19 protein-coding genes are annotated in these 23,075 nt (G+C 50.7%); 9 read left to right on the top strand and 10 right to left on the bottom strand.

From position 1 onward, the window contains the following. Nucleotides 1–47 precede the first annotated feature (47 nt). Nucleotides 48–701, top strand: a complete 654-nt coding sequence (locus BZG23_RS13160) for a DUF2959 family protein (RefSeq protein WP_108743740.1) — start codon at nucleotides 48–50, stop codon at nucleotides 699–701. A gap of 67 nt (nucleotides 702–768) precedes the next feature. Here BZG23_RS13160 and typA read toward each other — a convergent pair whose 3' ends face one another. Continuing rightward, nucleotides 769–2,595, bottom strand: coding sequence for a translational GTPase TypA (gene typA / locus BZG23_RS13155; RefSeq protein ID WP_046074444.1), 1,827 nt, complete (start codon nucleotides 2,593–2,595; stop codon nucleotides 769–771). 518 nt (nucleotides 2,596–3,113) lie between these two features. Here typA and glnA point away from each other — a divergent pair. The 6 genes from glnA to add all read left to right on the top strand — a co-directional run bounded on the left by glnA (nucleotide 3,114) and on the right by add (nucleotide 11,502). Beyond that, a complete protein-coding gene (gene glnA, locus BZG23_RS13150) occupies nucleotides 3,114–4,523 on the top strand; it encodes a glutamate--ammonia ligase (protein WP_046074445.1) in 1,410 nt (469 codons plus the stop codon). Nucleotides 4,524–4,635: 112 nt separating this feature from the next. Then, the gene (locus tag BZG23_RS13145) at nucleotides 4,636–5,175 is read left to right on the top strand and encodes a DUF4124 domain-containing protein (protein WP_077607204.1); all 540 of its coding nucleotides are present in this window, start codon (nucleotides 4,636–4,638) and stop codon (nucleotides 5,173–5,175) included. Nucleotides 5,176–5,284: 109 nt separating this feature from the next. Further along, a complete protein-coding gene (gene glnL / locus BZG23_RS13140) occupies nucleotides 5,285–6,349 on the top strand; it encodes a nitrogen regulation protein NR(II) (RefSeq protein ID WP_077607203.1) in 1,065 nt (354 codons plus the stop codon). After that, nucleotides 6,342–7,751, top strand: coding sequence for a nitrogen regulation protein NR(I) (gene glnG, locus BZG23_RS13135; protein WP_077607202.1), 1,410 nt, complete (start codon nucleotides 6,342–6,344; stop codon nucleotides 7,749–7,751). Before glnL ends, glnG begins: the two co-directional genes overlap by 8 nt. Nucleotides 7,752–7,862: 111 nt before the next feature. Next, nucleotides 7,863–10,415, top strand: a complete 2,553-nt coding sequence (locus BZG23_RS13130) for a bifunctional diguanylate cyclase/phosphodiesterase (protein ID WP_077607201.1) — start codon at nucleotides 7,863–7,865, stop codon at nucleotides 10,413–10,415. Nucleotides 10,416–10,500: 85 nt separating this feature from the next. After that, a complete protein-coding gene (gene add / locus BZG23_RS13125; protein WP_077579490.1) occupies nucleotides 10,501–11,502 on the top strand; it encodes an adenosine deaminase in 1,002 nt (333 codons plus the stop codon). Between the two features lie 68 nt (nucleotides 11,503–11,570). Here the strand turns inward: add and hemN are convergent, their stop codons facing one another. The 5 genes from hemN to BZG23_RS13100 form a co-directional block, all read right to left on the bottom strand. After that, nucleotides 11,571–12,944 (bottom strand): oxygen-independent coproporphyrinogen III oxidase, encoded by a 1,374-nt coding sequence (hemN, locus tag BZG23_RS13120; RefSeq protein ID WP_077607200.1) that lies wholly within the window; start codon nucleotides 12,942–12,944, stop codon nucleotides 11,571–11,573. Between the two features lie 200 nt (nucleotides 12,945–13,144). Continuing rightward, entirely contained in the window at nucleotides 13,145–13,639 is a 495-nt protein-coding gene (locus tag BZG23_RS13115) for a DUF2489 domain-containing protein (RefSeq protein ID WP_046074451.1), read from the bottom strand. 13 nt (nucleotides 13,640–13,652) lie between these two features. Further along, nucleotides 13,653–14,138, bottom strand: a complete 486-nt coding sequence (gene yihI / locus BZG23_RS13110) for a Der GTPase-activating protein YihI (RefSeq protein WP_046074452.1) — start codon at nucleotides 14,136–14,138, stop codon at nucleotides 13,653–13,655. Next, nucleotides 14,135–14,776: a class I SAM-dependent methyltransferase gene (locus tag BZG23_RS13105; RefSeq protein WP_077607199.1), complete on the bottom strand. Its 642-nt coding sequence runs from the start codon at nucleotides 14,774–14,776 to the stop codon at nucleotides 14,135–14,137. Before BZG23_RS13105 ends, yihI begins: the two co-directional genes overlap by 4 nt. Nucleotides 14,777–15,445: 669 nt before the next feature. Continuing rightward, nucleotides 15,446–16,063 (bottom strand): c-type cytochrome, encoded by a 618-nt coding sequence (locus BZG23_RS13100; RefSeq protein WP_046074454.1) that lies wholly within the window; start codon nucleotides 16,061–16,063, stop codon nucleotides 15,446–15,448. A gap of 149 nt (nucleotides 16,064–16,212) precedes the next feature. On the opposite strand from BZG23_RS13100, the gene yihA reads away from it, so the two are divergent. Continuing rightward, nucleotides 16,213–16,854, top strand: coding sequence for a ribosome biogenesis GTP-binding protein YihA/YsxC (gene yihA, locus BZG23_RS13095; RefSeq protein ID WP_077607198.1), 642 nt, complete (start codon nucleotides 16,213–16,215; stop codon nucleotides 16,852–16,854). A 312-nt stretch (nucleotides 16,855–17,166) separates the two neighbouring features. Here yihA and BZG23_RS16950 read toward each other — a convergent pair whose 3' ends face one another. Next, entirely contained in the window at nucleotides 17,167–17,214 is a 48-nt protein-coding gene (locus BZG23_RS16950; RefSeq protein ID WP_438616993.1) for a hypothetical protein, read from the bottom strand. A gap of 198 nt (nucleotides 17,215–17,412) precedes the next feature. Next, nucleotides 17,413–20,163: a DNA polymerase I gene (gene polA, locus BZG23_RS13090; RefSeq protein WP_077607197.1), complete on the bottom strand. Its 2,751-nt coding sequence runs from the start codon at nucleotides 20,161–20,163 to the stop codon at nucleotides 17,413–17,415. A gap of 453 nt (nucleotides 20,164–20,616) precedes the next feature. Between polA and elbB the strand changes: the two genes are divergently transcribed. Beyond that, a complete protein-coding gene (gene elbB, locus BZG23_RS13085) occupies nucleotides 20,617–21,267 on the top strand; it encodes an isoprenoid biosynthesis glyoxalase ElbB (RefSeq protein WP_046074457.1) in 651 nt (216 codons plus the stop codon). Nucleotides 21,268–21,825: 558 nt separating this feature from the next. Here the strand turns inward: elbB and BZG23_RS13080 are convergent. Further along, nucleotides 21,826–22,260: a GNAT family N-acetyltransferase gene (locus BZG23_RS13080; protein ID WP_077607196.1), complete on the bottom strand. Its 435-nt coding sequence runs from the start codon at nucleotides 22,258–22,260 to the stop codon at nucleotides 21,826–21,828. A gap of 61 nt (nucleotides 22,261–22,321) precedes the next feature. Continuing rightward, on the bottom strand, nucleotides 22,322–22,990 hold the full coding sequence (locus tag BZG23_RS13075; protein ID WP_046074459.1) for a 7-cyano-7-deazaguanine/7-aminomethyl-7-deazaguanine transporter: 669 nt from the start codon (nucleotides 22,988–22,990) through the stop codon (nucleotides 22,322–22,324). Between the last annotated feature and the right edge of the window lie 85 nt (nucleotides 22,991–23,075).

The following is a 23,075-nucleotide window of genomic DNA, read 5'->3' as shown; positions in this document are numbered from 1 at the left end:
CACCTTAACCTTGTGTTAGCCTTAAGCGTAATGAGTGTACATGATTTATGATTAAGGAGTTGCCTGTGCGGGTTATCTTTATGCTTGCGACCTGTTTAACCCTACTCACCGGCTGTCAGTCTGCCTATTACTCGGCGATGGAGCAAGTGGGCATCCATAAACGCGATATCATGGTCGACAGAGTGGAAGACGCGGCCAACGCCCAGCAAGCGGCGCAGTCACAATTTAAAGACGCACGACAAGCTCTAAGCCAGCTCACCGAGTTTGAGGGGGGAGAGCTACAAGCCGCCTATGAGGCAGTCGATAGTCAGTACCAGCAAAGCCATGATGCCGTCACCCGCGTGCGTGAGCGCATCGACGCCCTTGAATCTGTCTCTGACGCGCTGTTTGATGAGTGGGAAGAAGAATTAGACTTGTACACGAATCGACGCCTACAGCGTGATAGTGAGCAGCGCTTACGCCAGACTCGTGAGGAATACGAGCGATTACGTGATGCCATGCGTCGTGCCGAACAAACCATGACACCGGTACTGAACACCTTGCAAGATAACCGGCTTTATCTCAAACACAACCTCAATGCCCGCGCAATTGGTGCGTTACAAGGTGAGTTGGATGCCCTTTCGGGCGAGATAGACCGCGCAGTCGCTGACATGCAACGCGCAATCCAAGCGTCAAATCGCTTTATCCAAACCCTCAATTAAACGCTAGCCAATAAAAAAGGCACCCGAGGGTGCCCTTTGTCCACATCGCGCGGTGATGCCCGCGTGATTAACCTTTCCGACCTGCGCGCTTACGCTCGGTTTCGGTCAATAGCTTCTTACGGATACGAATGCTCTCCGGCGTCGCTTCAACCAGTTCATCATCATCGATAAACTCAAGCGCCTGCTCCAAGGTGTACTTGATCGCTGGGCTCAATACCTGCGCGTCATCGGTACCTGATGCACGAACGTTGGTCAGCTGCTTACCTTTCAAGCAGTTAACGGTCAGATCGTTGGCACGATTATGAATACCAATCACCTGACCTTCGTATACTTCGTCACCGTGCTCGGCAAACAAGCGTCCGCGGTCTTGCAAGTTAAACAGTGCGTAAGTCAGTGCTTTACCTGCCGCATTTGAGATCAACACACCATTAATGCGCTGGCCAATATCGCCACCTTTGTACTTACCGTAATGGTCAAAGGTATGATAAATCAGCCCCGAGCCAGAGGTCAGTGTTAAAAACTCTGTTTGGAAACCAATCAGACCACGTGATGGCATCACAAAGTCCATGCGTACACGGCCTTTACCATCTGGAAGCATGTTCGTCAGCTCGCCTTTACGCAGACCGATGCTTTCCATCACGCCACCTTGATGCTCTTCGAGCACGTCAATGGTCACTGTCTCAAACGGTTCGAATTTCTCGCCGTTTTCTTCTTTGATGATCACTTCTGGGCGCGATACCGCCAGCTCAAAGCCTTCGCGACGCATGTTTTCGATCAAAATAGACAGATGGAGTTCACCACGGCCAGACACGCGGAATTTATCTGGGTTATCGGTCTCTTCCACGCGCAGTGCCACATTGTGGACCAGCTCTTTTTGCAGACGCTCAAGGATATTACGTGACGTAACGTATTTACCTTCGAGACCTGCAAACGGCGAGGTATTCACCTGGAAGGTCATGGTCACAGTAGGCTCATCTACGGTCAGTGCAGGCAAGGCTTCCACATTACTTGGATCGCAAATCGTGTCTGAGATTTTCAGCTCACCCAACCCCGTAATGGCAATAATATCGCCCGCAGAGGCTTCATCAACGTCATGACGCTCTAGGCCCATGTAGCCCAAAACACTGCCGACTTTACCGTTACGCTTGCTGCCATCTGCACTCACAATCGTGACTTGCTGGTTCGGCTTAACCGAGCCACGTGTAATACGACCCACGCCGATCACACCCACATAAGAGTTATAATCCAGCTGAGACACCTGCATTTGCAGCGGCGTGGTGATATCGACATCCGGTGCATCAACGTTATCAACGATCGCGTTGAACAGCGGCTCCATATCCTCGCCTTCTGTGGTTTCTTCTAGGCTCGCCCAGCCGTTAAGGGCTGACGCGTAAACCACTTGGAAATCCAATTGCTCATCCGACGCACCGAGGGTGTCAAACAAGTCAAAGACTTGATCCATCACCCAGTCAGGACGCGCCCCGGGGCGGTCAATCTTGTTGATTACCACAATCGGTTTCAAACCATGGGCAAAGGCTTTTTGGGTCACAAAACGGGTTTGTGGCATCGGGCCGTCTACCGCATCGACGACCAGTAGTACGGAGTCAACCATCGACATGATACGCTCAACCTCACCACCAAAGTCGGCGTGTCCTGGGGTATCAACGATGTTGATGCGGTAGTCATTCCAGTTAATGGCAGTGTTCTTGGCCAAGATGGTAATGCCACGTTCTTTCTCAATGTCGTTTGAGTCCATGACACGCTCTTCCACCTCACCGCGGGAAGCCAGCGTACCGGATTGCTGCAGCAGCTTATCCACTAGCGTGGTTTTACCGTGGTCAACGTGGGCAATAATGGCGATATTTCTTAGTTTATCTGTCTGTATTTTGGTCATGGACTCTCTTTTTCACTCGATAGACGGGGCGCGCGCCGAAGTTGGCGAGCTATGCTAACACGACGGCACCGCCACCTGATTAAAAAAACGGCCGTAATGTACCAGATTTTGTCGCAAAACCCACCTTATTATGTGAATTGGCTCACCGTCACTCAGGGTTCACCCTGTCACAGTTGGTTATTTATTGTGCAAATACAAGGATTCATCGTGATGAGAGAAAAAATGAATTTTTAAAGACCGTCCACACTCTTGTCATGCATTGTCTGCTACAAAGAGAGGGGACGATGCCTGCACGCATCTCGTGCAAAGCGGCGCACCGTCTTTGCCCCTTGCACCATATGCGATCATGTTTGCACTACAATGGTGCACAATGCACGCTTTTGACTCAGGCTGCACACGGTTTTATCGCGTTAAACGCGGTTTGGCGCGGCTTAAAATTGTTGGCACGGTTTTCGCTTTGTCATGAAGCAAGGAGCCAACTCGCTATTTACTCAATTTGACACCGGAGGTTATTTCACATGTCAGTAGAAAACGTGCTCGCACTGATCCAAGAAAACGAGGTGAAATTCATCGACCTGCGCTTTACCGATACCAAGGGTAAAGAGCAGCATGTTTCTATTCCCTCACATCAGATTGATGATGACTTCTTTGAAGAAGGCAAAATGTTTGATGGCTCATCGGTTGCGGGCTGGAAAGGCATTAATGAGTCAGACATGGTGATGATGCCTGACCCAAGCTCTGCCGTGCTTGACCCTTTTACCGAGGAAAGTACCCTGAATATCCGTTGTGACATTCTTGAGCCTTCAACCATGCAAGGCTACGACCGTGACCCACGCTCAATTGCTAAACGCGCAGAAGATTACATGCGCGCAACCGGCATCGCCGATACCGTTCTCATCGGTCCTGAGCCAGAGTTCTTCTTATTCGACGACGTCAAATTTGCCACCGATATGGCTGGCTCGTTCTACAAAATTGACGACGTCGAAGCAAGCTGGAACTCAGGCACCGCTCTCGAAGGGGGTAACAAAGGTCACCGCCCTGGTGTGAAAGGCGGTTATTTCCCAGTTGCACCGGTTGATTCATCACAAGACATCCGTTCTGCCATGTCATTAGTGATGGAGGAAATGGGTCTAGTGGTTGAAGCACATCACCACGAGGTAGCGACCGCGGGCCAGAATGAAATTGCCACCCGTTTCAACACCTTGACCACCAAAGCCGACGAAATTCAAATCTACAAATACGTGGTTCACAATGTCGCGCACGCCTTTGGTAAAACGGCAACCTTTATGCCTAAGCCACTGGTTGGTGACAATGGTTCAGGAATGCACGTCCACCAGTCGCTTGCCAAAGATGGTCAAAACCTGTTTGCCGGTGACAAATACGGTGGTTTGTCTGAAACCGCACTGTACTACATTGGCGGTGTCATCAAGCACGCGCGTGCGATCAACGCATTCGCCAACGCCTCAACCAACTCGTATAAGCGTCTGGTCCCAGGCTTTGAAGCGCCGGTCATGTTGGCTTACTCAGCACGTAACCGCTCAGCGTCAATCCGTATCCCTGTGGTACCGAGCCCGAAAGCACGCCGTATTGAGCTTCGCTTTGCCGATCCAACAGCCAACCCGTATCTCTGCTTCGCAGCCATGCTAATGGCTGGCCTAGACGGGATTAAGAACAAGATCCACCCTGGCGATGCCATGGACAAAGACTTGTACGACTTGCCAGCGGAAGAAGCAGCGGAAATCCCAACCGTTGCCGAGTCACTGAAAGAGGCCCTGCAAGCGCTTGACGCGGATCGTGAATTCTTGACCACAGGTGGCGTATTCTCTGATGACTTCATCGACTCTTACATCACGCTGAAAGGCGAAGACGTTGAGCGCATCCAAATGACCACGCATCCCGTAGAATTCGAGCTGTACTACTCGGTATAAGCGCGCAAACAACGCAAATTGTTGCCCACCTCGCAGGTGGGCTTTTTTGTGCTTTTTACCCGCACGATGTGGCTTATCATGGTCCATATCTGCAGAAAAAGAAGGGTAAGCGATGCGCTGGATAGCCATCATCGTGTTCAGCCTCACTGTCACCTGCCAGGCTGGCACGATTTACCAATGGAGGGATCAAAACGGACAGTGGCATATCAGTGATCAGCCTCCCAATGCGCCCCACCAAGTGCGGCATTATGCTCCCTCGCCGGTGTCGCCATCGTTAACGCAACCGCCGCAGACAACCACCCAGCCCGCCAGTCAATCAAACGTGGCGATCACACTGGTTCACCCCAGTGATGGCGCGACGTTACGTAGTAATCCCGGTAAGGTTTCAGTAAAAGCCACCCTTGCTCCGGCGGCTTCCCCAAGCGACCAGGTCCAGCTGGTGATGGACGGTAACCCCGTTCAGGCTCACCCTAAGCAGACGCGCAGCGCCTCACAGCTCACACTACAATGGCACCTCAGCCCGATAGACAGGGGCACCCATCGTTTTCAAGTCCGCTATTTAGAAAGCGGCAAGGTAATTGCATCATCCTCTGAGCATCAGGTGTATTTGCATCGCGCCCATGTGAATCAGCCACATCGAACGCATGATTAATCCGCGGCAACGCCGATGAATTCACAAACCCGGCAGTGCAAGCTGCATCAAGCAAGGATCTCGATTACACTCAATGCACCAAAACAGTGCAAACAAGGACGCAACACGGATGACCCCCGCTCAACTGTTCGATCATCTTCTCACCGCGATCATTGTGGTGGATAGCCAATGGCGTATTCAGTACGTCAACGCGGCCGCCGAGCAGCTGATGCACCAAAGTGCCAGGCGCCTGCTGACACAACCGCTCACCGCGCAGATTCAGCACGCCAGCGTCGACTGGGGACAAATTGCCAACACCACTCGTGCCGGGCAAAGCTTGACGGACAGTGATGTGACCTGGGTGGTGGACGGCCAGCCACAAAAGGTGCAACTCAGCGCCAGTCCGTTGTTTGATCAAGAAGATGAGGGACGGCTGTTACTGGAAGTGAATGTGGTCAGCCAACAACAAAGGATCAGTAAGGAGCTTACCCAAAAAGCGCAACAACAAGCGGCAAAAGAGTTGGTACGCGGCTTGGCACATGAAATAAAAAACCCGCTCGGCGGCTTACGCGGGGCGGCACAGTTGCTAGAAAAGATGCTGCCTGATGCGAACTTGACTGAATATACGCAAATTATTATCGAGCAAGCCGACCGATTGCGAAACTTGGTCGACCGTTTACTGGGGCCACAGCGCCCTGGGTTGCGCCAACGACAAAACATTCACGTTGTGTTGGAAAAAGTCCGCCAATTGATCAGCCTCGATAACCACGAAGGCATCCAGATCATTCGCGATTACGACCCCAGCTTACCCGATTTTGAGATGGATCCTGAGCAGCTTGAGCAAGCGATTCTCAACGTCGCCACCAATGCTGCCGATGCCATACGCGGTCAGCCTGACGCCTGTTTGACGCTCCGCACGCGTACAGGCTTTCAAACCGTGATCCATGGCGAGCGTCACCGAGTGGTCGCGCAAATTGAAATCATCGACAATGGGCCTGGGATCGCGCCGCATCTGCAGGACACCTTGTTTTACCCCATGGTGACGAGCAAGGCTGACGGCAATGGGCTTGGACTCGCTATCACCCATCATTTAATCGATCAGCATCAAGGCAAAATTGACGTGAATAGCTGGCCAGGCCATACCTGCTTCACCATCCAATTGCCAATCATTGAAAAGGACACGCCACATGAGTAAAGGGACCATTTGGATTGTTGATGATGACAGCTCCATTCGTTGGGTGATGGAACGCACCCTCAGTGCCGCCGGCCTCACCTGCGATACGTTTAGCAATGCTGAAAATGTACTCAGTGCCCTGCATGAACGTCGCCCTGATGTGTTGGTCTCCGATATTCGCATGCCAGGTAGCGATGGGCTGGCGCTGCTAAAAGCGGTACAAGAGCAACACCCTGACTTACCCGTGATCATCATGACCGCGCACTCGGATTTAGATGCCGCGGTTAACGCCTACCAAAAAGGCGCGTTTGAATACCTGCCCAAGCCGTTTGATATTGATGAAGCGCTGGCTCTGGTTGAGCGCGCACTGGCCCACTATAAAGAGCAGCAAAAGCAACAAACGTCACAACAGCCGCAAACGCAGACACCAGAGATCATCGGCGAGGCCCCCGCGATGCAAGAGGTGTTTCGTGCCATTGGCCGGCTGTCACGCTCCTCGATTTCGGTGTTAATCAATGGTGAGTCGGGCACGGGTAAGGAGCTAGTCGCCCAAGCGCTACATCGTCATAGTCCGCGGGCCAATCAAGCCTTTATCGCCCTGAATATGGCCGCCATCCCCAAAGACTTGATTGAGTCCGAGCTGTTCGGTCATGAGAAAGGGGCATTTACTGGGGCCAACGCGGTCAGGCAAGGACGCTTTGAGCAAGCCAATGGGGGGACGTTATTTCTCGATGAAATTGGCGATATGCCATTGGATGTGCAAACGCGTTTACTGCGTGTGCTAGCGGATGGCCAATTCTATCGGGTCGGCGGTCACGCGGCGGTCGATGTGGATGTGCGCATTATCGCGGCTACCCACCAGGATCTCGAACGCTTGGTGACAGAAGGCAGTTTCCGAGAAGACCTGTTTCACCGCTTGAACGTGATCCGCGTTCATCTGCCCTCACTCAAAGATAGGCGCCAAGATATTCCCCAGCTATGTCAGCATTTTCTTGCCCGCGCCGCCAAAGAGCTGGATGTCGAAGCCAAGCAACTCCACCCAGACACAGAAACCATGATGAGCCAGTTACCTTGGCCGGGTAACGTCCGCCAGCTAGAAAACACCTGCCGATGGCTGACCGTGATGGCCAGCAGTAAGGAAGTGCTTCCCTCCGATCTCCCAAGGGAGCTGCTCAACCAGCCCAGCACTGTGGCCGACAGTGAAGCACATGATTGGCAGCAAGCCCTCACCCAATGGGCCCAAGATGCGATAACACAAGGACAACACGGCATTTTGCAACAAGCGCTACCCAGCGTCGAACGCATCTTGTTGCAGTCGGCGCTCAAGCACACTCATGGCCACAAACAAGAGGCGGCTAAAATTTTAGGTTGGGGACGTAATACCCTGACACGCAAACTCAAAGAGCTAAATATTGAGTCGTAACTCATTATTGAAACTGACACTCTTTGAACCTCTGCTAAATTTAAGTAAAGAGATTGAGGTAAAATCCAACAATCGTGTTATTTTTCTGATAAGAGTGAAGTTGTTGTCCTGATGAGAAACTTACGTCCATTGTCGATACGCGCTGCCGTGATGCTCCCCGTGTTTCTCGTCCTGACACTGACGTTGGTCGTGATCATTATTACCATCAACAACCACTATCGCTCCAGCTCACAATTTGTCGGTAAGTTATTACTCGAAGACTACTCGGTCGGTATTGAGCGGGACTTGCGCCAGTATCTTGCTCACCCCTTTAATGCCAACATCTTTGTCGCCGACAGCCTTGCCGCCCGACTTGGCGATACGCCAATGACCGACTCAGGGCTGCGTGATTATCTTCTCAATAGCTACACTTCCCTCTACCAAGCCATGCCCTACATGCAGGTCCTCAGTATCGGGGTGGATGCCGAAGGGACGTATTTTGGCTACCGTAAAAGCCAAGCGGGTCAGTATATTTTGATGGAGCAGAGTGACGCGACCCAAGGCACACTGCGTATTTTTGATGGCCGCACGCCAAACGCTAACGTCATCTACCAAGACAACCATTACGACCCACGCATCCGCCCATGGTACATTCCTGCTTTTAATCGCGAGCAGCCGCGCTGGACCGACATTTATCGTGATGCCGATGAAGTCGGTGAAGTCTCCTTATCGGCCATCGCCCCGGTGATGGTCAATGATAATGTGTGGGGCGTGGTCGCCAGCGACATCAAGCTCAATGCGTTTAACCGCTTCCTCAGCGAGCGTCAACAAAAGCTCGGGGGGGCATTATTTATTGTCGACGATGAGGGTCGGATGGTCGCCCACAGTGGCCAAGAAAGTCCCAGCAATATCTTGCACTTTCCTGCAATTACCCATAATCCAGTCCTCGACAATACGATTAGCCAGGTCGCAAATGCGTGGCCGCCCGACCCCAGCCGTTTAGGCAAGCCCTTTAATTTCGATATTGCCGATAAGGGCCATTTTTATGGCACCATTAAAAAAGTGGCAATGCCCGCTCCCTTTCAGCATCAATGGTATGTGGTGGTCGCACTGCCCGACCAGCTACTGTTAAAAAACCTTCTTAGCCAGCAAGAAATCAGTATTTATCTGGTGGTAGCCATGGCACTGGTCGGGCTTGCGGTGGTGTATTTCATTATACGCCAACTGACTCGCCCATTGAGAGACACCGCTGAAGCGGCAGCCAAACTGGCATCCGGCAACTTGACTTACCGCATCAATACACCCGCAAGCCTGCGGGAAATCGCGATACTCAAAGAAGCGTTTAATAATATGTCGGTCAAATTGCAGCATTCTTTCAATGCGCTGCGTCAACAAGTCCGCCAAGATAACCTCACGCAACTCTATACGCGAGAAGGCTTGATTGAACAGGCCGCTGGCTTACGCTATCACGCTCCCAATACCTTGGTGATTTTGGGGATCAATGGCTTTCGTAATATTAATGACAGCCTGGGACAAGAAGGCGGGGACACGCTTTTATGCGCGATTGCCGATCGACTCAGCGCCCTCTCCGATGGCTCTGGGATGCTACTGGCACGCGTACGTGGCGATGAGTTCGCCGTTCTCGCGCCCAATACCACTAACCGAACGCAATCAGAGGCATTGGTCGATCAGTTATTGAGTTTATTTAAGCGCCCCGTCACCATTGGCAACGATGATGTCCTGGTCGACGCATGTGCGGGCGTAGTCTTTGGCTACACCTTTGGCGATGCCATCTATGAAGGCCTTGATCACGCTGGTCTCGCATTGAGTGAAGCCAAACGCAGTGAAACAGCGATGTACGTGTACTTTGAAGCCAATATGCAGGCACGGATTCAAGAGCAATCACGGCTTCTCCTCGAGCTTCATCACGCCGTTCAGCATCACCAGTTTGAGGTCTATTATCAACCCTTTGTCCGCTTGCTTGATGGCCGGTTCTGCGGCGCAGAAGCCTTGGTGCGCTGGCGCCACCCTACACGCGGCATGGTCTCCCCGGCTGAATTCATTCCCGTGGCCGAACAAAGTGGCTTGATTAATCAAATCGGCATGCAGGTACTTGAGCAAGCCGCCTATGACACCGTGGCGCAGATTCAAAAAGGCTTATGGCCAGCCAATTATCAGCTACACGTGAACTTATCCGCTCGTCAGCTACTGTCGGCCGACTTTATCGACAAACTGCAAAGCGTGCTGGATCGTACTCAACTGCCAGCGGATAATTTAACCTTGGAGATCACTGAGTCACAGCTGATGAGCCACGAACACTTGGCAACTTCAGGGTTAACCAAAATCCGTGCGCTGGGAATTAAAATTGCTATCGATGACTTTGGCACCGGCTATTCATCGCTGGCATACCTTCACCAAATGGCGTTTGATAGCCTTAAGATTGATCGCAGCTTCGTTCACTCGATGACTGAAAACAGCACCAACCAACGCATCATTGAAGCCGTGGTTGCCATGACACGTGGCATGGATGTACACCTAGTGGCCGAGGGGATAGAGACCCAGGAAGAAGCCGAGCGTCTGCGCGACATCGGTTGCCATTTTGCACAAGGTTTCTTGTTTGCCAAACCGCTGCCCCTCACCGAGCAACCAACAGAACGGGTAACGGACAAGCTCCCCACGCGATAGCTGTCACGCCATCGACACACTGACTACTGACGATGAGCAGGTCACTCGCTATACTGAGCCCCAACTCACCTGCTGGGAACCGATGATGATAAGAAAAGACTTACCCGTGACGGATTTACACCGCCACCTAGACGGCAATATTCGTATCGAAACCATTTTGGCATTAGGGCAAAAATTTGCGATGCCGCTACCCGCTACTGATATCGAGTCATTGCGCCCACATGTGCAAGTGGTTGAGACCGAACCCGATTTGGTCGCGTTCCTGTCTAAGCTCGATTGGGGCGTGGCAGTATTAGGTGATTTAGATGCCGTCCGCCGCGTCGCCTACGAAAACGTAGAAGATGCCTTAAACGCTCAAATTGATTATGCCGAGTTGCGCTTTTCGCCCTACTACATGGCGCTGAAGCATCAGCTCCCCCTCGAAGGGGTGGTAGAAGCCGTGGTAGATGGTGTGCAGGCGGGTAGCCGCGACTTTGGCGTGAAAACCAACTTGATTGGTATCATGAGCCGTACTTTCGGCACGCAAGCATGTATGGCCGAGCTCGATGCGCTACTGACGCAAAAATCACACTTAGTCGCCATCGATCTGGCCGGTGATGAGCTGGGCCAACCAGGTGACCAATTCACCGAGCACTTTGCCAAAGTACGGGCCAGCGATCTGCAAGTCACCGTACACGCGGGCGAAGCCGCTGGCGCCGCCAGTATGTGGCAGGCAATCAATGAGCTCGGCGCCACCCGAATCGGTCACGGGGTCAAGGCAATAGAGGACCCAGCGCTGATGGATTATTTGGCTAAACACCAGATAGGTATCGAAACTTGCCTGACGTCAAACATCCAAACCAGCACCATTGCCGATCTCGCACAACATCCTGTGCGTCAATTCCTCGACCATGGCATTTTGGCGTCCTTGAATACCGACGACCCAGCGGTAGAAGGCATTGAGCTGCCCTATGAGTATGAAGTGGCTGCCCCTGCCGCAGGCTTAACCCCTGCGCAAATCACCACATTGCAAGAAAATGGTCTTTCGATTGCTTTCTTGTCTGATAGCGAGAAAGCCGCACTGACAGCCCACGCGGCAACACGCTAGGTCGCCGTAGAGCCTCTCCACACGAGCCTCGCGCCGTAAAAAAACCGCCATTTGGCGGTTTTTTTAGGCTAAATCACCCGCGAAAACTGTTGCTGACGCGCTCTATCTCGCAAATAAACATCAAAGCTCATACAGATATTGCGGATCAGCATACGGCCTGTTTTGGTCACCGTAATCGTTTGATCGGTCACTTGCACCAACTCGTCATCAATAAAGCACTGCAGTAACGCCAGATCTTCAGCAAAATACTGATCAAAATCTATCTGGTAACGTGTCGCAATGTCCGCTTTTTCTAAGGTGAAGTTACACATCAGCGCTTTTATGACATCACGACGAATGCGATCATCCGCCTCAAGCATCACGCCTTTAAACAGTGCATGGCGTTCAGCATCCACTTGCTGATAATACGCTTTCATCTCTTTTTGGTTCTGCGCGTAACAATCACCAATCATCGAAATCGCCGATACGCCGAGTCCGAGCAGATCACAGTCACCTTGCGTGGTATAGCCTTGGAAGTTGCGATGTAAACGCCCTTCTCTCTGCGCCACCGCCAGCTCATCATCAGGCAGAGCAAAGTGATCCATCCCGATAAACTGATAACCTGCCCCTGTTAACGTATTGATGGTGTCTTGTAACATGGTGAGCTTGGCGTCCGGAGACGGTAAATCCTCTTCTTTGATTTTGCGCTGCGCCGCGAACAAATTAGGCAAGTGCGCGTAATTAAACACTGAGAGTCGACCCGGACGCATCGTCAAAACTTGCGCTAAGGTTTTGGCAAACCCCTCTGGAGATTGGCTGGGCAAGCCATAAATCAAATCGAGGTTGGTGGAGCGGAAGCCCAGTTCACGGGCACGTTCAACCAAGGCGTGAATAAAGTCTTCATCTTGCTCGCGATTGACCAGCTGCTGCACTTTTTTATCAAAGTCTTGCACCCCGATACTGATGCGATTGAAACCTTCGCTCCGCAGGTGATCGAGCATATCGAGTGGAATTTCGCGCGGGTCGACTTCAATGCTGATTTCCGCATCGCGCTCAAAACCAAACTCTTGACGCAATAATCCCATTAAGCGGGAGATTTGCGCCTTGGTGAGAAAGGTGGGCGTGCCACCGCCCCAATGCAGCTGAGTCACTCGACGTGAACCCAGCAAGAAAGCACGCTGACGGATTTCGTGCTCAAGCGCATCTAGATACTCATCCGCCTTGTGTTGGTGCCGTGTCACCACTTTATTGCAGCCACAGTAATAACAAAGTTTATGGCAAAACGGGATATGCACATACAACGACAACGGGCGCTCAGGGTACTGACTACACGCCATATCAAATTCCGCGGGCGCAAACGCCTCATGAAATTCGAGTGCCGTCGGATACGACGTATAACGGGGCCCTGAATAGTTGTACTTATTGATAAGGGCTTGATCCCAAATGATTTGTGGTGATGACATGGCTTACATTCCGCAAAAGCGCTTAGGAAAGGAGTAACAGCGTCTAGTGTGCCACAGCCTTGAGTAAGGTGTTTAGCACTACCCGCACTGGTGTTGCGAAAGTGTCGGTGAGATCGATTTTCGCCCAATAATTATAAGGGTATTGAGGCAAAATGACAGAGGAAAGCAGCCACGATAGGCTGCATTCCAGGCAGTCACACTTAGTGCGTGAGGATATGATCAGGGATGTGACGCGCGCCGGTGAAGGCGAGGATTTCCGCAAGCTCAACTTTTATCGCCTCTTCCAAACGCGCTTCATGTTTGGCTCGGTCTAAGTCGAGTCGCATGCGCTCATTCTTTTTCAATCCCTTCCTTGCCTCACCGCGAGGGGTATCTTTTACCGCCTCATACAGTTCAAACAAGGCCGGGTAGCGGCTATCAAACGCAACCCGTTTATCGCCTTGTAGATGATCCATGATCATGTAAAGGCGGATCGCAGCCTCCGATAAATCGCATTGATTCTGTAGTGCGGCAAACGCAATCACATCAACACTCTCAATGATTTTGTCATTGCGTTGGTTGATCGCTGCCTCTTTCATCTCGGCTTGCCACTTGGTTTGTCGCTTTAACTTCGCCAGCAATACGCCTGCGTAAACCGATAGCGCTAAAATAATGAGCGCCCCAAGTCCTGCCAATATCCAGATCCACTCCTGCACCGGTTACTCCTTGTTAATCGTCCTGTTGCTCAAATTTAGCCAGCAGGTCGTCGTCATCATCCAACTCATTATCGTCGGCAAGCAGGCCCAGTTTATCCATCAGCACCTCAATCCGATCCAGCTTCTCATCCACATAAGCTTGTAAACCCGCCCCTAATTTCTCGCCATTTTCGATTCTATCCAACAACACGTTCAATTGTGGATCTTGCTCAAGCTTGGCGAGCTCTTGCTCTGGTGTGAGCTTGGGTTGCTTAGGTTTTTCTGCATCCGTACCCAATGGGATCGGCTTTTTACTGCCTATGCGCGGGTCTTTTTTGCCACCGCTGCGACGCACTTGCTTGTTGTCTTCTTCTGAATGACGCGAGCCGGCTTTTTTGCCTTTACGCTTTTTTTGCTTTTTCAGCATTCGCGCAATGCGGTCTTGCTCGTTCTGATTCTTATCTACGTATTGCGCCGGGCCTTCCGATCCTACGCGGCGCGTTTTCTTTTTACGCGTCATGACTCTGGTTTCCTCATTAAAATTACGTCGTTGCCGATAAACGTCAGTTCCAACCCCGCTTGGTGAGCTAAAAACTGGAATGTATATCGGCTAAAAAAGCTGACATGCGTCAGATCATTCTTATAGTGCCAGCGTGAAAAAGCGTCTGGATCTTTAACCAGCTTGGTCATGATGCCCAAGTAACCCCCCGGCTTGAGCATCGATAACCACTGCTGCCATTGCACCTTTGGCCAATAGAAATGCTCGATGGCCTCCGTACAGGTAATAAAGTCATAATGTGCATCCAGTACGTCGGTTTGTGGCGCATAGAAGGGATCATAGCAGGCGACATCATGCCCTGCGTCTCGCAGCATACTGGCCAAGACAGGCCCAGGACCACAACCAAAATCTAACCCCTTTGCTGGCACCGATAAGCGGTCGAGTAAAGGGTTGATCACACGCGATAAAAAACGCTGATAACCGTCATCCTCAGGGTGATTTTGGTGTAAGTCATAGATAGCTTTCTCATTTTCAGGCGCGAGCAATGCCTGGCGCTCAACAAACACCAACGCGCACGCCGCGCACTGAAGGTACGCTCTGCGTTTGTCGGTGTGATAAAGATGGGTAGTTGTGTGCTCACATAAAGGGCAGTGCTGCATATCATTCATCTATGCCAAATGCTGGCGCGAATGTAGCAGAAAGTGGGTCAATAAAAAAGCGACAGGCATAAAGCCTGTCGCGTATCGCGCTTGCGATAATAAGCGGATAGTGTCCGTCCTGGTACCTTGTTCATCCCTGACTCATGGCGCTTGGCGCCTTAGTATCAACGTCCTGTTATCGTGGGTCGCATACCTGCGTGTCAGTCGCTTCCTGCGTCCTTGTCGTTCGACACCCACCACACATCCTGTGTCACGTCGTCCTTGTGCGCCTACCTTGGCAACATCCACATCCTGTGGTCAGACCGTCCTGGTGCTCATGTGCCTTGCTTGGCTCAATCACTTGTCCTTAAGACCAACGTCCTGTTGATAGTGGTAGCATATCGCAATGAGCGCGACTGCCTAGAATGCCAGCCATAAAACATTGAATCAGGGAACAAGACACAGAGGTAACTGACTGATTTTAAATGAACATAAAATATGTCTTTCAAAAAATGACGTGTTTTTCTTGCAAGAGAATAGCCAATCTCTTACGCAGAAGGTCGCCGTTGTCGCTATCAGTGATGTGCTGACAAAATACGTGCCAAGCGTCATAGACTGTCGCATAAATGGAAGAGATAAAAAAAACGGTGGCGTACATTACGCCACCGTTTTCGTTGGACAGCTCGGTTATTAGTGGAGCCCGCCTAAGTAGTTAGACAGTGCATCAATTTCCTTGTCCGTCAGTTTCGCCGCAACCGAGCGCATCATTTTGTTCATATCATTATGACGCTCTCCGGCACGGAACATTTTCAACTGACTGGCTAGATACTTCGCAGGCTGGCCAGAAATTTTCGGGAAACCAGAAGAAGGGGTGCCATTCCCGCGAGGACCATGACAGGCTGTACAGGCTGCAATACCGCGCTCCGGATCGCCCGCCATGTAGAGCTGACGGCCTACTTCGATGGCCGTTTCGGGCGTGGTGCCAGGCTTGGGTGTTAAGGTTGCATAGTAAGCCGCTAAGTCTGCCATGTCCTGCTCAGAGAGCGGTGCCACCATACCAGCCATCACAGCGTTATAACGCCCCTGCTCACCGCCGCTTTGCGCGCCGAGCTTAAATTCTTTCAGTTGTTTCTCTAGATAGTTGGCGTGCTGACCCGCCAAGTTTGGGTAATCAGGCAAAACACTGTTACCGTCAGCACCGTGACAGGCGACACAGGTATTGGATTTTGCTTTGCCCGCTTCAGCATCTCCTTGGGCCCAGACTGAAGTGCTGGCGAGGAGAGTCAATATTAGCGCTAATTTCTTCATGACATTCCGTTTATAATTATCAAGCTTCCAGTACCACTACTTAGTTACCGTCATGGTACAATTACCGATCAAAAACCGAGCACGGTTATTTTACACAAATTCACACAAAAGTAATCAGTCTACTACACCAAGACGAGACGGAGTTAACAGTGGAGCAATCACTTAATTACCGTAACACCCAGTTTGTTACCAGCGCACCCGACATTCGCCATCTTCCTGATAATACGGGGATAGAGATTGCGTTTGCTGGCCGTTCCAACGCCGGTAAGTCTAGCTCCCTTAACCGTCTTTGTGACCAAAAGAGCCTAGCAAAGACCAGTAAGACACCCGGGCGCACACAATTAATTAACCTCTTTAAAGTGGACGAAGGGTGTCACATTGTCGACCTACCTGGTTATGGTTATGCCCAAGTCCCGTTGGAAATGAAAGAGAAGTGGCAGCGTTCACTGGGGGAATATTTACAAAAACGTGATCAACTTGGCGGATTAGTGGTCTTGATGGATATTCGTCATCCGATGAAAGACTTGGATCAGCAACTGATTTACTGGGCGGTTGAATCTCACTTACCGGTGTTAGTGCTACTGACCAAAGCCGACAAATTGAAATCAGGGGCACGTAAGCAGCAACTGATGAAAATCCGCGAAGCGTCACTGGCCTTTTGCGGGGATGTTGAGGTCGAGTTGTACTCATCGCTCAAAGGGATGGGCGTCGACAAATTGCGCCGTAAACTAGACGCTTGGTATCAACAAACACCCCCGGTGATCGCAGACGACCCAAAGCCAACCGATTAACCCTCTTGGACGGGTAGGGCCCACCTGTCGCTTACGCAGATAAAAAAAAGCCGACCCTCAATACGAGAGTCGGCGAATCTTTGTGCGTAAGCGAGCTCAATCAGCCCCCATAGACACATAAAGAACAAGAAGCTGTGCGCATTATAACCAAGCCTCCAGCCATAATTAAAGTAATTACTCTAATTTTTTTGAAAAGAATGGGATGATGCGAATCAGCAAAACACAAAAAAGGCAGTGGCAGGGTCGACTCATCGCGTTGACGATTAGCCAATAAAAAAAGCCCCAGTCAGTATCCTGACTGGGGCTGCTGAATCAGCCAAATCCAATAACGTGAAACAAAAGGTCTGAAAGATAGAACATCTTACCTCTGTACCCTACGTTGTTAACTGTATATCAATCACTCAGTATTGAAAAGTATCTTACGTAATTTTTTTTCATAAAAATAAGGCGATTTAGAGTAAAAACGCCAAAGATCAGGTGGATAGTGACCAAAAAAAAGCCGATAAAAATATCGGCTTTCGGTATAAAACGACAGAAAGGTCAATAAAAACCCTGAACTTAGTGGGCTTCTCCCCAGTTATCCCCGAAACCGGCTTCGGCAATCAAAGGGACATCCAAGTCAGCCGCTGATGCCATCAATTTCCGTACTTGGCTTTCAACTTTGGACATTGATGACGTTTTGACTTCCAACACCAGTTCATCGTGAACTTGCATCACTAGGCGAGCATCATCCGCCGCATTGGCTTGAATCCATTGATCAACCAGTATCATCGCACGCTTGATAATATCGGCGGCGGTTCCTTGCATCGGCGCATTGATTGCCGCGCGCTCTGCCCCTTTACGACGCATGCCATTACGCGATTTAATTTCTGGCAAATAGAGGCGACGACCAAAAATGGTTTCCACATAGCCTTTTTCCGCTGCTTGTTCACGGGTGCGGTCCATGTAGGCCTTCACGCCTGGATAACGCTCAAAGTAAGTATCCATATAGCTTTGTGCTTCATGGCGACCAATCCCTAATTGACGAGATAAGCCAAAGGCACTCATGCCATAAATCAGGCCAAAGTTGATTGCTTTGGCGCGGCGACGCTGTTCACTGGTGACTTCATCGAGGCTTACCCCCATCACTTCCGCTGCGGTGGCGGCGTGAATATCTTTGCCCTCACGGAAGGCTTCTAGCAAGGCTTTATCACCGGATAAGTGCGCCATAATCCGCAATTCGATTTGCGAGTAATCGACCGCCAAAATCGTGTGATCCGGTTCCGCGGTGAAGGCTTCTCGAATACGGCGACCCTGTTCGTTACGAATAGGGATATTTTGTAAGTTCGGATCGGTGGACGATAAGCGCCCTGTTGCAGTAACGGCTTGATGATACGAGGTATGCACGCGGCCGGTTTGCGCATTGATCATGCGCGGCAATTTGTCCGTGTAAGTCGATTTGAGTTTTGCCAACCCACGGTATTCCAAAATCCGCGCTGGCAGCGGGTAGTCGAGTGAGAGCTCTTGCAGCACTTCTTCATTGGTTGAGGGGCTGCCTGATGGAGTTTTCTTTACCACCGGCAGGCCCATTTTCTCAAACAAAATCGCTTGTAGTTGCTTGGGCGAGCTTAAGTTGAACTCCTCACCAGCAATCTCAAACGCTTCACGCTCAAGCTCAATCAAACGAGTATGTAACGCTTCTGATTGGGTCGCCAGCTTGTCTTTGTCGATTAGCACTCCATGACGTTCCATACGCGACAACACACTGACTAGCGGCATCTCGTAGCACTCAAAGATAGTTTTCAGTTTCTCGTCACTGGTGACTTTACCAATCAGGTATTGGTGCAAACGCAACGTAATATCGGCATCTTCCGCCGCATAAGGTGCCGCTTGCTCAAGAGGGATTTGGTTAAAGGTCAGTTGTTTCTTGCCTTTCCCCGCTATCTCTTCAAAGCTGATGCAGGTGTGCTGCAAGTAGCGCTCAGCGAGGCTGTCCATGTCATGACGTCCCGCCACACTGTTATAGACGTACGATTCCAGCATGGTGTCATAGGCGAGCCCTTTTAAGGTGATCCCGTGACGCGCAAACACACTGGCATCATATTTCAGATTCTGGCCAACTTTCGCGGCTGAAGGATCTTCCAACCAAGGACGCAACACCTCCAGCACTTCATCCAGCGATAACTGCGCGGGCGCTTCCAGATAATCATGAGCCACGGGTACATAGGCCGCTTCACCTGGCGCGACGGCAAATGAAATCCCAACCAGATTGGCTTCCATATAGTTGAGACTATCGGTTTCGGTATCGACCGCCACCACCTCAGCGTCACGAATTTTCTTCAGCCAAGTGTCTAGTGCGTCCCGCGTTAATAGCGTTTGGTAGCCACTACGGTCAATCGTGGCCGCTTGCGAGATAGGTTCATCAGACACCACTTCTTCCGGCGCATCACCTTCATCCAGCTCTTTGAGCCAGCGGCGGAATTGCAAATCACGATACATGGTCACCAAGGTGTCATTATCAGGCGCTTGCTTGACCAGCTGTTCAGGGGTGAAATCGAGCGCTACATCCAATTTAATCGTAGCGAGTTGATATGACAGGTAAGCGGCTTCTCGATGCTCAGTCAATTTCTTCGCCATGCTTTTGGCGCCGCGGAAGCTGAGCTCAGCAATCTTATCAAGGTTGGCGTAAATATCGTCCAAGCCACCTAGATTGGCAATCAACGCGGTCGCGGTTTTATCGCCCACACCCGGTACGCCAGGAATATTATCGACTTTGTCGCCCATCAGAGCCAGATAGTCAATAATATGCTCAGGGCCGAAACCATACTTCTCACGCACCGCCTCAGGATCCATCACCACATTAGTCATGGTGTTGATTAAGGTGACATGCTCATCCACCAACTGCGCCATGTCTTTATCACCCGTACTGATAAGCACCGGCATCCCCGCTTTCGAGGCTTGAGTGGCGAGCGTGCCGATAACATCGTCGGCTTCCACGCCCTCTACCGCCAGTAAAGGCAAGCCCATCGCGTTGATAATCTTGTGCAAAGGTTCAATTTGCCCGCGTAGATCCTCTGGCATCGGTGGACGGTTGGCTTTGTACTGCTCGTACATGTCGTCACGGAACGTCTTCCCTTTGGCATCAAAAATCACCGCCACATGCGAATGCGGGTACTGTCGCAACAGGCTGCGCAGCATATTCACCACCCCAAACACCGCGCCAGTGGGTTCGCCTTGGCTATTAGTGAGATTGGGAGACGCATGGTATGCCCGGTAAAGATACGAAGAGCCATCCACAAGGATTAACGGATTGTCGGGAAGAGTTGCCATATCAGAATCTTGATCGCCAGTTAAACACGTTAGCCGTTAAGCATGCCACGAGTCTCGACCCCTGTTAACCATGGTTTTTCCCACAAGGTCGCCAATCTGTGGATAACTTTGTTGGTAATTATTTTATAGGATTTTGATTTTGTCTAAACAAGCATGAAAAATTGATTTTTTATTAAATAAAAACATCAACTTAAATAAAAAACCAGGATCTGGATCTTGATCGAAAAAGGATCCTGTGGTGTGGAAAAAGAAATCGCTATCGGTGTCAAAGGTTGCAGAGAAAGTCATCACAAACTGCGGAGATAATCACCAATTTATCTTGCGATCTTGACTACTATTTCGCATAAGCCCTTGGCCAATGCGACACTGTCAAACGCCATTAAGCGTAGACGATGCTTTATGCATTGCCCACTCTGATTGCAATATTGTAAATGCCGATACAAGGAGAGCGTCATGAAAAAGGTTGCTGTGATCTTATCTGGCTGCGGCGTGTTTGACGGTGCCGAGATCCAAGAAACTGTGTTATCCCTACTTGCCCTTGAGCAAAACGATGCCCAATGGCAGTGCTTTGCGCCAGATATCGATCAGCACCATGTCATTAACCATCGTACTGGCGAGGCGATGAGCGAAACGCGTAATGTGCTCACTGAAGCCAGCCGCATTGTACGTGGAGATATTCTTCCGCTGACCGATCTGAACGCCGATGACTTCGACGCCTTACTGGTTCCCGGGGGCTTTGGGGCAGCGAAAAACTTGTCGGATTTTGCCTACAATGGCGATCCGGTTCAGGTGCACCAAGATATGTTTGCGGTGTGTCAGGCCTTTGCCCGTTCCGAGAAGCCTGCTGGCTATATGTGTATTGCCCCTATTATGATCCCGCAGATCTACCCGAAAGGCGTCAAAGGCACCATTGGTAATGAGCCTGATATCGCCGCCGCCTTTAACCGTATGGGGGGTGAACATATAGAGTGTCCGGTATCGGATTATGTGTTAGACCAACGTCACCATCTGCTTTCCACCCCCGCCTATATGCTCGCGACATCCGTCACTGATGCGGCCGTTGGTATCAATCGTATGGTAAAAAAATTGGTTGAGCTCGCCTAAGCCACGCTCATCCACAAAGAGACAAAGAAGAGAAAAGAAAAAAGCGACGCCGAGATGGGCGTCGCTATAACAAGTGAGCGCAAAATCAAAGCTGTCTTAGTAACAGTTTGCTGGCCCCAATACACTGGAAGCAATGTGAGCAATGTCGTGCCTTCAGCGCTGAGCATGTGGGCTTGGCCCTGAAGACAAGTTAACAATAACCATTCTCATTGCCGTTTTCAACACTTAATTGAGAATCTTTTTCATTTGTTGATCTTGTGCGCAGACTCTCTCACTGTCATCAAACTGTCATTGCACCCACAGCAATCACACCAACAACCCAGGTTCGAAAAGCCCTTGCCCAGAAAAGAAAAAAGCGACACCCGAGAGGTGTCGCCTAGCAAAAATAGGCTAACTTAATCACTGTCTGATAAGCGCCCCGCTAATACACTGGAAGCAATGTGAGCAATGTCGTGCCTTCAGGGTTAAGCATGTGGGCTTGCCCTGAGTGCAAGTTAATAATAACCATTCTCATTATCGTTCATCAAGAAGAAAATGCGATTATTTTGCATTCACTGCTCAATTATTGATCTGCTTCTCAAAATAAAGGCGATAGTCAGCAGGCTGACCCTTTTCCTCCAACGCCACAATCTGATAGCCATGACAAACCAGCATGCACACCATCGCGGTAAAGCGGTTGCGTGATTTAACCGCAAGCGTTTGATAACCCGACTCATCAACCCACGCTTCTTGAGCCTTGAGTAGCGCTTTCGCCACCCCTTTGCCACGGGCCGCTTTGGTCACTCCGCCGAGCCAGCTATAAAACTGGGTCTCACTGGTGGCATAGCCTATTTTCGCCCCCACAGGCTCACCGTGTAGATATCCCACCAATACCAATGCCTTGCGTCCGGCTAATCGCGCGTGGCATTGCTCCAAGGATACACCCGCATCCAACTCGGGCACGCTGTTAAGTACCGTTACCGCCTCCTCTAAGTGCCCAGCACGAATTTCCATCTCACCTCCCCGCATTGATGTAAAAAAAGAGCCGCGATGCGACTCTTTATTCTGCTACTAATTAGGACGTTTGCTGTACCGTCGCCGACGGCGTCACCTGTGTGATTCGTCGAATAATCAAGTTGAGTAACACCCCATACATAGGAATAAACAGCCCCAAGCTAATAATCAGCTTAAAGGCATAGTCTACCAAGGCAATTTCAACCCAATGCTCGGCCATAAAGGCATCCTGGCTTTGGTAAAACGCAATCGCAAAGAACGCGAGCGTGTCTGACGCATTACCAAACAAGGTAGAACAACTCGGCGCGACCCACCATTGGCGTTGCTGGCGTAACCGGTTAAACACATGAATATCTAAGATCTGGCCGAGCAGATAAGCCATAAAGCTGGCAATCGCAATTCGCGCAACGGTGAGATTAAACGTACCCAGCTGTTCCATGCCTTGATAGCTGCCTTGGTAAAACAAGACGGATAATACGTAAGAAATCAGCAGCGAAGGTACCATGACCAGCAAGATAATACGGCGTGCCAATGCTGGACCATAGATCCTGACCGTTAAATCCGTCGCCAAGAAAATAAACGGAAAGGTAAACGCTCCCCACGTGGTATGAAACCCCCATACCGTAAAGGGGATCTGCACCAAGTAGTTGCTGGAGGCAATGATCAGTAAATGAAAAATCACGAGGTAGCCCAGCGCTTTACGCTGCTGAGCAAGAGAAAAGTGGCTCATAGTGCACCTTTTTGTTATTGGGGGCGAGGGAACCCAAAAGACTTAGCTACCTGTCTGCAGGTAGCGCGAGGTGGCGAATTATACA

Origin of the sequence: Salinivibrio sp. ML290, assembly GCF_001995695.1 — a bacterium.
Classification (GTDB): Bacteria; Pseudomonadota; Gammaproteobacteria; order Enterobacterales; family Vibrionaceae; genus Salinivibrio; species Salinivibrio siamensis.
Note: the sequence above shows the minus strand (reverse complement) of the source record. Positions and strands in the feature narration are given on the sequence as shown.